The following is a 12,928-nucleotide window of genomic DNA, read 5'->3' as shown; positions in this document are numbered from 1 at the left end:
GACTGCCAGCCGTGGCCGCGCCGCGCCTCTACCTCGATTACAACGCCGGAGCCCCGCTTCGTGCCGAGGTGCGCGTGGCGATGATCGAGGCGCTCGGCGCGACCGGCAATGCCTCGTCCGTGCATGGCGAGGGCCGCGCGGCCCGCGCCCGCATCGAGCGGGCACGGCGTCAGGTGGCGGCGCTGGTCGGCGCGGATCCGACGCGGGTGATCTTCACCTCGGGCGGCACGGAGGCGAACGTCACGGCGCTCTCGCCGCTGATGCGGGTCGGCGCGGCCGAGATTGCGATCGATGCGCTGCTGGTCGGCGCGACGGAACATCCTTCCGTGCTCGCCGGTGGCCGCTTCGGCGCCGATCGCGTGCAGAAGGTCGCCGTCGACGGCGCCGGCCGGCTCGACCTCATCGACCTCGAGGCGAAGCTCGCGGCGCTGGCCGGTGAGGGCAAGCGCGCGCTGGTCTCCGTCATGCTGGCGAACAACGAGACCGGTACGATCCAGCCGGTGGCGGCGGTCGCGGCGCTGGCGCGGCGCTTCGGCGCGCTGGTCCATACCGACGCGATCCAGGCGGCGGGCCGCATCCCGGTCGATGTCGCGGCGCTCGGCGTCGATCTCCTGACGCTGTCGGCGCACAAGCTGGGCGGGCCGCAGGGCGCCGGCGCGCTGGTGCTGGGTGGCGACCTTGTGTCGCCCCGGCCGCTGGTCGTCGGCGGCGGACAGGAAAAATACAGCCGCGCCGGCACGGAGAACGTGGCGGCGATCACCGGCTTCGGCGTGGCGGCGGAACTCGCCCGCGCCGATCTCGGCCGGCGGCAGGAATGGGCGGGCTGGCGTGACCAGATCGCCGAAGCGGCCGGTCCGGCCGTGCTCTTGAGCGGGGAGGCCGAGCGGCTCCCCCAGACGCTGTCGCTCAGCGTCGACGGTCTCGCTGCGGAAACGCTGGTGATCGCGCTCGATCTCGAAGGTGTCGCGGTTTCGGCCGGTTCGGCGTGTTCTTCGGGAAAAGTCGGTGTTTCGCATGTGATGCGGGCCATGAACGTGCCCGAATCGCAGGCGAAGGCCGCGATCCGCGTCAGTTTCGGATGGGAAACCACCGAAGCCGACATACGTAGATTTACGGAGGTCTGGGGACGTGTCATGAGACGGCTCGCGCCGGGCGTGACACGCGCCGCATGACAACGCACTCAACCCGCGGTCCTTGAAACCGCTGTGGATGGAGTAGGGAATGGTTGCAGTTCAGGAGACCGTCGATCAGGTCCGCCAGATCGACGTCGATCAGTACAAGTACGGCTTCGTCACCGATATCGAGACCGAGCTCGCCCCCAAGGGCCTGTCGGAGGATATCGTCCGCTTCATTTCGGCCAAGAAGAACGAGCCGGAATGGATGCTCGAATGGCGGCTCGACGCCTATCGGCGCTGGCTGACCATGACGGAGCCGACCTGGTCGCGCGTCCACTACCCGAAGATCGATTTCGAGGACCTGCATTATTACGCGGCGCCGAAGAGCACCGCCGGTCCGAAGTCGCTCGACGAAGTCGATCCCGAGCTGCTCGCCACCTATGAGAAGCTGGGCATCCCGCTGCGCGAGCGCGAGATCCTGGCCGGCGTCGAGGGCGCGGGTTCGCGCGTCGCCGTCGACGCGGTGTTCGACTCCGTCTCGGTCGTCACGACCTTCAAGGACGAGCTGAAGAAGGCCGGCGTCATCTTCTGTTCGATCTCCGAGGCGATCCGCGAATATCCGGAGATCGTGAAGAAGTATCTCGGCTCCGTCGTGCCGGTGACCGACAATTTCTACGCGACGCTGAATTCGGCCGTCTTCTCGGACGGATCGTTCGTCTACGTGCCGGAGGGCGTCCGCTGCCCGATGGAGCTGTCGACCTATTTCCGCATCAACGAGCGGAATACGGGCCAGTTCGAGCGTACGCTGATCATCGCCGAGAAGGGGGCCTACGTCTCCTATCTCGAGGGCTGCACGGCGCCGATGCGCGACGAGAACCAGCTGCATGCGGCGGTGGTCGAGCTGATCGCGCTGGACGATGCCGAGATCAAGTACTCCACCGTCCAGAACTGGTATCCGGGCGACAAGGAAGGCAAGGGCGGCATCTACAACTTCGTGACCAAGCGCGGCGATTGCCGTGGCGACCGCTCGAAGATCTCGTGGACGCAGGTCGAGACCGGCTCGGCGATCACCTGGAAGTATCCGTCCTGCATCCTGCGCGGCGACGACAGCCAGGGCGAGTTCTATTCGATCGCGGTTTCGAACGGCTACCAGCAGGTCGACAGCGGCACCAAGATGCTGCATCTCGGCAAGAACACGAAGAGCCGGATCATCTCGAAGGGCATCGCCGCCGGCCGCTCCGACAACACCTATCGCGGCCTCGTCTCGGCGCACCGCAAGGCGTCGGGCGCGCGCAATTTCACCAATTGCGACAGCTTGCTGATCGGCGACCAGTGCGGCGCGCACACCGTGCCCTACATCGAGTCGAAGAACGCCAGCGCGGTGTTCGAGCATGAGGCGACGACGTCGAAGATCGCCGACGACCAGCTGTTCTATTGCCTCCAGCGCGGACTTTCGTCCGAGGAGGCCGTGGCGCTGATCGTCAACGGCTTCGTCAAGGACGTCATCCAGCAGCTGCCGATGGAATTCGCGGTCGAGGCCCAGAAGCTGATCTCGATCAGCCTCGAAGGGTCGGTCGGCTAACGCCCCAGTCTTGTCGAACCCTCCCCGGGAGCGGGGAGGGTCGGGATGCCACAGGCGTTTCCGGCCGGTCGCGGCCCGTCCGCTGCTTGGACCATCACCCGGAAATGCGCGCGTCCCGATCGCCCTGGCGGCGGTTCGGAAACACGAATTGAACGGAACAAAACTATGCTCGAGATCAAGAACCTGCACGCTTCCATCGACGGCAAGGAGATCCTGCGCGGCGTCGATCTGGTCGTCCCGACCGGCGAGGTCCACGCGATCATGGGGCCGAACGGCTCCGGCAAGTCGACGCTTTCCTACGTGCTGGCCGGCCGCGATGGCTATGACGTCACCGACGGCGAGATCATCTTCGACGGCGAGAACATCGTCGAGACGGCGCCGGAAGAGCGCGCCTCGGCGGGCGTCTTCCTCGCCTTCCAGTATCCGCTGGAGATCCCCGGCGTCGCCACCATGACCTTCCTGAAGGCCGCTCTCAACGCGCAGCGCAAGGCGCGCGGCGAGGACGAGCTGACGACGCCGGACTTCATGCGCCGCGTGAAGGCCGCCTCGGAAAAGCTGAACGTGACTCAGGAAATGCTCCGTCGTCCGCTCAATGTCGGCTTCTCCGGCGGCGAGAAGAAGCGGAACGAGATCCTGCAGATGGCGCTGCTCGAGCCGAAGCTGGCGATCCTCGACGAAACCGATTCCGGCCTCGACATCGACGCGCTGCGCGTCGTCTCCGAGGGCGTCAACGCGCTCCGTTCGCCGGATCGCTCGATGCTGGTCATCACCCATTATCAGCGCCTGCTCGACCACATCGTGCCCGACAAGGTGCATGTGATGTCGGCCGGCCGCATCGTCCGCACCGGTGGTCCGGAGCTGGCGCTCGAACTGGAAGCCAAGGGTTACGCCGACTACGCCGGCGAGCCGGCCTGAGCGGGGAGGGTTATTCATGAACGCCGAACCGCGCATCCTGCGCACCCAGGCTGAAGACACGCTGGCGCTCGAATTCGCCGCGGCCCGGACCCGCCTGCCGGGCTCGCCGTCGGTCGCCGCCGCGCGCGAGGTCGCCTTCGCCGATTTCCAGAAGGCCGGCCTGCCGCATCGCCGCACCGAGCCCTGGCGCTACACCGACCTGCGCGCCCTGCTTCGGACCGTGCCGCCGCTCGTCAGCGAGCGCGCCGAGCTGCCCGCCATCGTCGATCCGCTGGCCGGCCTCGACCGCGCCCGCCTCGTCGTCGTCGACGGCGCCTACCGGCCGGAGCTTTCGGACCTTTCGGGCATCGACGGCGTGACGGTCCGGCCGCTCGCCGAGCTGCTGCGCGAGGGCGACGAACGGATCGGCCGAGAGATCGCCACGCTCGACGACGCCGTGGTGTCGCTCAACGCGGCGCTGATGACCGGTGGCGTCGCGATCGATGTTCCGGCGGGCGCGAAGATCGCGCGCGCCATCGAGATCGCGCATGTCACCACCGGCCTGCTGCAGACCCACACCCGCAACCTCGTGACGATCGGCGCCGATGCCTCGGCGCGTATCCTCGAGACGCATGTCGGCCCGGCCGACAGCGCCTACCAGGCGAACATCGTCACCGAGGCGACCGTCGGCGACCGCGCCAAGGTGATCTGGGCCAAGCTGCAGCTCGAGGGCGCCGCCGCCGTGCATCTCGGCACCTTCTCGGTGTCGATCGGCGAGGAGACCGAGTTCGATCATCTGACGCTGATGACCGGTGCCTCGATCTCGCGTTCGCAGACCTTCCTGGCGTTTGCCGGCGAGAATGCGCGCGCGGGGCTCTTCGGCGCCACCATGGTGCGCGGTAAGCAGCACGCCGACATCGCGCTCACCGTCGACCACGCCGTGCCGAACTGCGCCAGCCGCGAGCTGTTCAAGGCGGTCATGGACGAGCGTTCGGAAGGCGTCTTCCAGGGTCGCATCAACGTGCGTCCCGCCGCGCAGAAGACCGATGGCCGGATGATGACGCAGGGCCTCCTGCTGTCGGAGGACGCCTCGTTCTTCGTCAAGCCGGAGCTCGAGATCTTCGCCGACGACGTCCAGTGCGCGCATGGCGCCACCAGCGGCGAGATCGACGAGGACATCCTGTTCTACCTGCTGTCGCGCGGCATCTCGCGACCCGAGGCCGAGACGCTGCTCGTGACGGCGTTCCTGGCCGAGGCGATCGAGGGGCTGGGCGACGAGGCCATCGGCGACGCCTTCGAGGCGATCGCCCGTGATTGGCTCGCGAACCGTGGGCAAGAGGCAAAATGAGCGAACTGGGTGCCTATGACGTTCAGGCGATACGGCGCGATTTTCCGATCCTTTCGAGGACGGTCTATGGCAAGCCGCTCGTCTATCTCGACAATGGCGCCTCCGCGCAGAAGCCGCAGGCGATGCTGGACGCGGTGACCAAGGCGTATTCGGAAGACTACGCCAACGTCCATCGTGGCCTGCATTACCTGTCCAATGTCGCGACCGACGCCTATGAGGCGTCGCGCGAAACCGTGCGCCGCTTCCTGAACGCGGGCTCGGTGGACGAGATCCTCTTCACGCGCTCGTCGACGGAGGCGATCAACCTGGTCGCCTCCTCGTTCGGCGCGATGGAGATCGGCGAGGGTGACGAGATCATCCTCTCCATTCTCGAGCACCACTCCAACATCGTGCCCTGGCACTTCCTCCGCGAGCGCAAGGGCGCGGTGATCAAGTGGGCGCCGATCGCCGACGACGGCACCTTCCTGCTCGACGAGTTCGAGAAGCTGATCACGCCGAGGACCAAGATCGTCGCGATCACCCACATGTCGAACGTCACCGGGACGATCGTCCCGATCAAGGATGTGATCCGCATCGCCCACGCCCACGGCGTCAAGGTGCTGGTCGACGGCAGCCAGGGCGCCGTGCACCTGCCGGTCGACGTCCGCGATCTCGACGTCGATTTCTACTGCGTCACCGGCCACAAGCTCTACGGCCCGACCGGCATCGGCGTGCTCTATGGCAAGAAGGCGCTGCTCGAGGTGATGCCGCCCTTCCTCGGCGGCGGCGAGATGATCCGCGACGTCACCGAGGACAATGTTACCTATGGCGTGCCGCCGCATCGCTTCGAGGCGGGCACGCCGCCGATCGTCCAGGCGATCGGCCTCGGCGCGTCGCTCGACTACATGGAGCGGATCGGTCGCGATCGCATCCTCGCCCATGAGGAGCGGCTGCGCGACTATGCGCATGAGCGGCTCTCGGCGATCAACAGCCTGAAGATCTTCGGCACCACGAAGGACAAGGGCGCGATCGTCTCGTTCGAGATGGCGGGCGCGCACGCGCATGACGTCTCGACCATCATCGACCGCGAGGGCGTCGCCGTCCGCGCCGGAACCCACTGCGCCCAGCCGCTCTTGCAGCGCTTCGGCGTCACCTCCACATGTCGGGCGTCCTTCGGTCTCTACAACACCACCGAAGAGGTCGACCGCCTTGCCGATGCGCTGATCAAGGCGCATGCTTTCTTCGCATGAGGACCTGAAATGGACGACGCCACGCTGATCAGCGAAGAGAAGACCGAGGCGGTCGCGGAGAGCGCGGCCGCGCCGGCGTCCGCCATTCCGGCCGACGAGCTGGAGCGCCTTTCCGGCGACATCGTCGCGGCGCTGAAGACGGTCTACGACCCGGAGATCCCGGCCGACATCTACGAGCTCGGCCTTATCTACAAGATCGACATCGACGACGACCGCAATGTCGCGATCGAGATGACGCTGACCGCGCCGGGCTGCCCGGTGGCGGGCGAGATGCCGGGCTGGGTCGAGAACGCCGTCGGCGCCGTCCCCGGCGTCGGCCGCGTCGACGTCACCATGACCTTCGATCCGCCGTGGTCGCAGGACCGCATGTCGGACGAGGCGCGCGTCGCGCTCGACTGGTACTGAGGCCTCGCCATGGGCAAGGCGCCGCCGATCACCGGGGTGCTGGAGACGGCGATCTATGTCGACGACATCGCGCGCGCCGCGGCCTTCTACCGCGACATCCTCGGCCTGCGCGCCCTGATCGAGGACGACCGGCTGGTCGCCTTCGACGCGGGGCCGGCGAGCGTGCTGCTCCTGTTCCGGCGCGGCGCCACGCTGAAGGACGTCGTCCTGCCCGGCGGCACGATACCCGCGCATGACGGCTCGGGGCCGTATCACTTCGCGCTCCGCATTCCGAAGGCGGCTCTCGCGCCCTGGCGCGAGCACCTGAAGGCGAAGGGCGTCGCCATCACCGCCGAGATGGCGTGGCCGGCCGGCGGCGAGAGCCTCTATTTCAACGATCCCGACGGCCATGTGGTCGAGCTCGCCACGCCGGGCATATGGTCGAACGATTCCGAACTGCCGGCCGGCGCCTTGCAGAACGGGATCTAAGGGCCGATCTTAAGGGCCGGAAGAGGCGCTTCGCGCCGCGAACTGGAGAATTGCCATGGGCGTCCGTTCACGCTTCGCCGTGATGACCCTGACCGAAGCCGCCGCCGAGCGGATCCGCGAGATCGTCGAGGATTCCGACGAGCCCGTGCAGGGCCTGCGCATCGGCGTCAAGAAGGGTGGCTGCGCCGGCATGGAATACACCATGAAGGCGGTCGCGGATCCCGACCCCAAGGACGAGCGCATCGAGGCGCATGGCGCGACCGTGTTCGTCGATCCGGCCGCTGTGCTCTACCTGCTCGGCAGCGTCATGGATTTCGAGACGACCAAGCTCCGCTCCGGCTTCGTGTTCAAGAACCCGAACGAGGTCTCGGCCTGCGGTTGCGGCGAGTCCGTCATGCTGAAGCCAGCCGATCCCGCCGACGCGTCGGCCACGGCCGGCTGAGCGCTACCATTCCGCTACCGGAACGCTAACAGGCGGTGCGCTGTTAACCGCCCGATTCCGGTCGCGCCGATTTTCCCCGCGTCCAATATGGAGATTGGTTTGTCGAGCCTCTTCGAGCGTCTGAAGTCCGATGCCGCCGCCGATTGGCAGGCCTATGTCCGCCATCCCTTCGTCCTCGGCCTCGGCGACGGCACGCTGCCGAAGGCGAGCTTTCAGCACTATCTGGTGCAGGACTATCTGTTCCTGATCGAGTTTGCCCGCGCCTATGCGATCGGCGTTTACAAGGCGCCGAACCCGCAAGAGATGCGCAAGGCCTCGGAAGGGATGCACTCCATCCTGAACGAGACCAATCTGCATCTGAAGCTCTGCGCCGAGTGGGGCCTTTCGCGCGAAGCCGTTGAAAAGACGAAGGAAGCGCGCGCCACTGTGGCCTATACGCGCTTCGTCCAGGAGGCGGGGCTGCGCGGCGACATGCTCGATCTCGTGGTTGCGCTGTCGCCCTGTGTCGTCGGCTATGCCGAGATCGGCACGGCGCTGGCCGCCTCCGGCACGGGGCTCGATGGCGAGAATCCCTACACCGCCTGGATCCGCGAATATGAAGGCGAGGGCTTTCAATCGGTCGCCCGCGCGAGCCTTGAACAGATCGATCGTCTCGCGGCATTGTCGCTGACCGAGGCCCGCTATCCGCGCCTGCTCGAAATCTTCCGCCAGGCCACGCGGCTGGAGGCCGATTTCTGGCAGATGGGGCTCACCATCGCCGACTGAGGACGCCCATGACGGCCGATCTCGACTATCTCTCCGAGTTGTTCGAGCCGGTCGGCCGGGTATCCATCCGGCGGATGTTCGGCGGTCTCGGCTTCTTTCGGGACGGGCTGATGTTCGGCATCTGGCAGGATGGGACGATCTACCTGAAGGCGGATGACGCGACGCGTCCCGCCTTCGAGACGGAGGGCTGCACGCCCTTCGTCTACGGTTCGAAGAACGGTCGCGAGACGTCGCTCGGCTACTATCGTCTGCCCGAGCGCCTGCTCGACGACACCGACGAACTGCGCGATTGGGCGCTGGCGGCGATCGAGGTCGCCGTCCGTGCCAACGCCGCCAAGCCCTTGAAAAAGAGGAAATAAGGCTCTCTCCGGCGCGGGCGGGAGAGGGCCTTGCCGTTGGTTCGCCGCCTCCAGGCCGGATCGGCCGCTAGTCGCCGACGCCCGCCCGGATCCCGCTCGCCGCCTGCGCAGGCGCGGCCGGGGCAGCGGGTCTCGCCTGCAGCGCCAACTGCGTCACGGCCGCGTTGTCGACCTTGCCGGAGCCGAGCAGCGGCAGCTTCTCGACGAAGAGCACGGCCCGCGGCAGCATGATCTCCGACAGGCCCCGGCCCCGGATGAAGCGCTGGAACTCAGCCAGGTTGGCGTCGGGACGTTCCGTCACCAGAACGATCTCCTCGCCCTTGCGCTCATGCGGAACGGCGGCCGCCGCCGTCGCGTGATGCGGCCAGAATTCGCCGGCCAGAGCCTCGATCGACGCGAGCGAGACCATCTCGCCGCCGACCTTGGCGAAGCGCTTGGCGCGGCCGGATATCGTGATGAAACCATCGTCGATGGTGACGATGTCGCCCGTGTCGTACCAGCCGTCGACCGGCGGTTCCAGCACGCCGGGCGCCTCGGCGCGATAGTAGCCGCGCATGACATTGGCGCCGCGCACCAGCAGCCTGCCGCCTTCCTCGATGCCGGCGACCGGCTCCAGCTTCGTCTCGATGCCGGGCAGCGCCCGCCCGACCGAACCGGGGCGGTTCGCCATCGGCGTGTTGATCGCGATAACCGGCGCGGTCTCCGTCGTGCCGTAGCCTTCGAGCAGGCGGATGCCGAACTTCTCCGACCAGACGCGGCGGGTCTCCGGCTTCACCCGCTCGGCGCCGGCGAAGACATAGCGGATCGAATAGAAGTCATAAGGGTGAGCCATGCGGGCATAGCCGGCGAGGAAGGTGTCGGTGCCGAACAGGATCGTGGCGTTCACGTCATAGGCCATCTCCGGAACGATCCGGTAATGCAGCGGCGAGGGGTAGAGCATCTGCCGGACGCCGGAGAAGAGTGGCAGCAGGCAGCCCGCCGTCAGGCCGAAGGCATGGAACAGCGGCAGCGCGTTCAGGACGATGTCCTCGCCGGAAAAGTCGATCACGCTCGCAATCTGCTGGCGATTCGCCTGAATGGCGCGGTGGCTGAGCGAGACCCCCTTCGGCGTGCCCTCGGAGCCCGAGGTGAAGAGCACGACGGCTTCCGCTTCCGGATCCGTCGGGCGCTGGAAGGCGACGCGGCTCAGGAAGCGCGGCGCGACACCGCCGACCATCGCAAACAGCTTGCGGCCGAGACCGATCTCGTCGCGGAGATCCTCCAGGTAGACGATGCGGGCGCGCGCGCCGAGCGCGTCGACGAGCGGCTGCAGGCGACCCTTCTCGATGAACTGGCGCGAGGTCAGCACGAGTTTCACTTCCGCCGTGCGGCAGGCTGCCTCGACCGAGGCCGGCCCGGCGGAGAAGTTGAGCATGGCCGGGATGCGGCCGATGACCTGCAGCGCGAAGAAGGTGACGACGGCGGCGGTCGTGTTCGGGAGCAGCACGCCGACCCGCTCGCCGGGCACGCTCATCGCGGCGAAGGTTTTGCCGAGCGCGAAGGCGCCGCGGAGGATGTCGGTGTAGCCTACGGGGTTCCGCGTGACGTCCTCGATCAGCGCCCGCTGGCCGTTGATGTGGCGGGCGCGCAGCAGTCCGTCGAAAAGCGTCTCGGCGGCGGGGCTGGTCTCGTAGACCATGTCGGTCATGATCGCCTGCAGGTGGTGGCCGGCCTCGTGCCGGCGCTTGCGGCCGACCAGGCCCGGCGTCAGCTCGATCCGGCGCGGCGGCAGCACCGTCATCGCGATTTCGGGGAACAGGCGTCGCCGCACCTTGCCCTTCAGTCGCGAGAAGATCGTGTACTGGGCGCCGTCGATGCGGACGGGGATGATCGGTACGTCGGAAAGGGCGGCGATCATCGCCGGGCCGTCATAGACCTTCATCAGCGCGCCGGTGACGGTGATGCGGCCCTCCGGGAAGATCACCAGCCGGCGACCTTCCTTCACCAGGTTCACCATCTTGCGGACGGTGAAGGGGCTGGTCGGATCGACCGGCACGAGGTCGAAGAACAGGAAGGCCGGTTTCACCCACCAGCGGGTGGCGATGTATTTGTTGATCGCGAAGACGGGCTTGCCCGGCAGCATGCAGCCGATCAGCACCGCGTCGATGAACGAGGTGTGGTTGACGACTACGACGGCCGCGTCGCGGCCCTCGCCATAGTGCTCCAGCCCCTTCACGCGGGCGCGGAACAGGATCTGCATCAGGCGGAGGCCGATCGCCTTGATCAGTTCGTCCGGCACGAACTTGAGGCAGATGCCGGCGGCCACGACATTGGCGAGGCCGAGCCAGAACAGGAGCTGCAGCGTGGTGACGCCGGCCGCGAGCAGGCCGGCGGCGAGGCCGGTGCCGATCACCATCAGCGCCGCGTTCATGATGTTGTTGCCGGCGATCGCGGCCGAACGTTCGCGCTCGTCCGCGCGCGACTGCAGCAGCGCGTAGAGCGGAACGGTGAAGAGGCCGCCGCCAAAGGCGACGCCGACGAGATCGACCAGAACCCGGATGCCGGGCCAGGAAGTGATGAAGGCGCCGAGATCGAGCGCGCCGCCGGCGCCGACCGCGCCGAGCGCCGTCGCGGCATGGGAAAGGTCGACCATGAAGGCGGCCATGATCAGGGCGCCGATCGGCGTATGCCGGGCCGAAATGCGGCCGGCGAGCAGTTTTGACGTCGCGGCCGAGCCGAGCGCGATGCCGACGACGAAGGCGGCGACCAGGAGGTTGGCGACGATCTCGTCGACCTTCAGCGTCGACTTCGCGAAATCGGGGAAGACCGACATCACGATCAGGCCGATCATCCAGAACCACGAGATGCCGGAGACGGCCAGGAAGAGGGTGCGCTTGCGGCGGATGGCGGCGAAGGAGGCGCGGCTCGCCCCGATCAGCGAGAAGCGGAAGCGCCCGGCATCCGGCGCCGGCGGCGCGGACGGCACGAAGAAGGCGGCGACCGCGCCGACGAGCGCGACGGAGACGAGGCCGACGATCGCGATCCACTTTCCGCCGAGGCCGACGGTCAATCCGCCGAACAGCGTGCCGAGCAGGATGGCGACGAAGGTCGAGCCCTCGAACAGCGCGTTGGCCGCGACGAGGCGCTCGCGACTGACGAGCTGTGGCAGCATCGAGTATTTGGCCGGTCCGAAGATCGTCGACTGCACGGCGTAGAAGAACATGCCGAGCAGGGCGAGCGGCGCCGAATGGATCATGATGGCGTAGGCGGAGAGGAGGGCGAGCCCGACCTCGGCCAGCCGCGTCCAGCGCACGACCAGATTCTTGTCGACCGTGTCGGAGAGCCGGCCGGAGACGCCCGAGAACAGGAAGAAGGGCAGCATGAACACCGCGCCGCCCAGCGTGACCGCCACCTGCGGCGACAGACCGAACAGATCGGCGCCGCCATAGGCGACCATGAAGCCGAACGCGCTCTTCAGCGCGTTGTCGGCGAAGGCACCAAACCACTGCACGACGAAGAGCGGCAGGAAGCCGGGCGTTTTCAGGAGCGGCGGCGCGCCGGTTCCTGGCGCGTCGGCGGCCGTGACAGGCGCGGTTGAAGTCTGGGGAGATGCATCCATGGCGTCAAACCTCAGCCTGTTCGCGGCGTCTCGCAAGCCGCTTTAATTGAACGTTGTTCAATTTGATATCAGCGTTTTGAACGATGTTCAATACATGCTAGGAGCTAGTCTGCATGGCAGGCGGCAACGAGGAATGGAATGGCACGGCGCAGCGATCACGCCCCGGAGGAATTGAAGCGCCTGGCGCTCGACGCCGCGCGCGCGATCGCGGCGGAAGAGGGGCTGCGCGGGATCACGGTGCGCCGCGTCGCCGAGCGGATCGGCTATGCCCCCGGCACGATCTACAATCTGTTCGCCAATCTCGACGACCTGATCGTCCATCTCAACGGCATGACCCTGGACGCGCTGGCGGATGCCTTGCGGGCAGCGGCGGACGCTCCGGTCGAGACGCGCGCTGCGCAACTAGTCGATGCCTATTTCGATTTCGTCGAGCGCTGGCCGATGCTCTGGAGCCTGCTCTTCGAGCATCGCCTGCCCGAGGGAGTCGACCTGCCGGATTGGTACCGCCCGAAGCTCGCGGCGCTGATCGCGCTGGTCGCCGAGGCGCTGGCGCCGCTGATGCCGGACCTCGCCAGTGACGAGCGGCGGGCGACGACGGCGACCATGTGGGCGGGGCTGCACGGCATCTCGACGCTGGCCGTCTCGAGCAAGCTGGCGCTGGTCGTCGAGGCGGAGCCGCGCCGCCTCGGTCATCTTCTCGTGGCGCGGATGCTGGGAGGCTGA

The 12,928-nt window shown here is 67.3% G+C and carries 12 protein-coding genes; 11 read left to right on the top strand and 1 reads right to left on the bottom strand.

The features are described from left to right. Nucleotides 1-11: 11 nt before the first annotated feature. From G539_RS0103855 to G539_RS0103810, 10 genes are all read left to right on the top strand, one after another. Nucleotides 12-1,172 carry a cysteine desulfurase family protein gene (locus G539_RS0103855; protein ID WP_029074033.1) on the top strand — a complete coding sequence of 387 codons (1,161 nt, stop codon included), beginning with the start codon at nt 12-14 and terminating at the stop codon, nt 1,170-1,172. 49 nt (nt 1,173-1,221) lie between these two features. Next, nucleotides 1,222-2,697: a Fe-S cluster assembly protein SufB gene (gene sufB, locus G539_RS0103850; RefSeq protein ID WP_029074032.1), complete on the top strand. Its 1,476-nt coding sequence runs from the start codon at nt 1,222-1,224 to the stop codon at nt 2,695-2,697. A 165-nt stretch (nt 2,698-2,862) separates the two neighbouring features. Next, nucleotides 2,863-3,612 (top strand): Fe-S cluster assembly ATPase SufC, encoded by a 750-nt coding sequence (sufC, locus tag G539_RS0103845; RefSeq protein WP_029074031.1) that lies wholly within the window; start codon nt 2,863-2,865, stop codon nt 3,610-3,612. 16 nt (nt 3,613-3,628) lie between these two features. After that, nucleotides 3,629-4,939 (top strand): Fe-S cluster assembly protein SufD, encoded by a 1,311-nt coding sequence (gene sufD / locus G539_RS0103840; RefSeq protein ID WP_029074030.1) that lies wholly within the window; start codon nt 3,629-3,631, stop codon nt 4,937-4,939. Then, nucleotides 4,936-6,168 (top strand): cysteine desulfurase, encoded by a 1,233-nt coding sequence (locus G539_RS0103835; protein WP_029074029.1) that lies wholly within the window; start codon nt 4,936-4,938, stop codon nt 6,166-6,168. Before sufD ends, G539_RS0103835 begins: the two co-directional genes overlap by 4 nt. Nucleotides 6,169-6,177: 9 nt before the next feature. Next, a complete protein-coding gene (locus tag G539_RS0103830) occupies nt 6,178-6,573 on the top strand; it encodes an SUF system Fe-S cluster assembly protein (RefSeq protein ID WP_029074028.1) in 396 nt (131 codons plus the stop codon). Between the two features lie 9 nt (nt 6,574-6,582). Then, entirely contained in the window at nt 6,583-7,041 is a 459-nt protein-coding gene (locus G539_RS0103825; RefSeq protein ID WP_029074027.1) for a VOC family protein, read from the top strand. A 55-nt stretch (nt 7,042-7,096) separates the two neighbouring features. Further along, on the top strand, nt 7,097-7,483 hold the full coding sequence (gene sufA / locus G539_RS0103820) for a Fe-S cluster assembly scaffold SufA (RefSeq protein WP_029074026.1): 387 nt from the start codon (nt 7,097-7,099) through the stop codon (nt 7,481-7,483). A gap of 99 nt (nt 7,484-7,582) precedes the next feature. Then, nucleotides 7,583-8,248 carry a thiaminase II gene (gene tenA / locus G539_RS0103815; RefSeq protein ID WP_029074025.1) on the top strand — a complete coding sequence of 222 codons (666 nt, stop codon included), beginning with the start codon at nt 7,583-7,585 and terminating at the stop codon, nt 8,246-8,248. Nucleotides 8,249-8,256: 8 nt separating this feature from the next. After that, entirely contained in the window at nt 8,257-8,607 is a 351-nt protein-coding gene (locus G539_RS0103810) for a TfoX/Sxy family protein (RefSeq protein ID WP_029074024.1), read from the top strand. 67 nt (nt 8,608-8,674) lie between these two features. On the opposite strand, the gene G539_RS23595 is transcribed toward G539_RS0103810, so the two are convergent. Then, nucleotides 8,675-12,205: an acyl-[ACP]--phospholipid O-acyltransferase gene (locus G539_RS23595; RefSeq protein ID WP_084639786.1), complete on the bottom strand. Its 3,531-nt coding sequence runs from the start codon at nt 12,203-12,205 to the stop codon at nt 8,675-8,677. A 138-nt stretch (nt 12,206-12,343) separates the two neighbouring features. Here G539_RS23595 and G539_RS0103800 point away from each other — a divergent pair, with 138 nt between their 5' ends. Then, nucleotides 12,344-12,928, top strand: coding sequence for a TetR/AcrR family transcriptional regulator (locus tag G539_RS0103800; protein WP_084639784.1), 585 nt, complete (start codon nt 12,344-12,346; stop codon nt 12,926-12,928).

It is taken from the genome of Kaistia adipata DSM 17808 (genome assembly GCF_000423225.1).
Classification (GTDB): Bacteria; Pseudomonadota; Alphaproteobacteria; order Rhizobiales; family Kaistiaceae; genus Kaistia; species Kaistia adipata.
The sequence above is the reverse complement of the archived record's forward strand: the minus strand, read 5'-3'. Positions and strand labels throughout refer to the sequence as shown.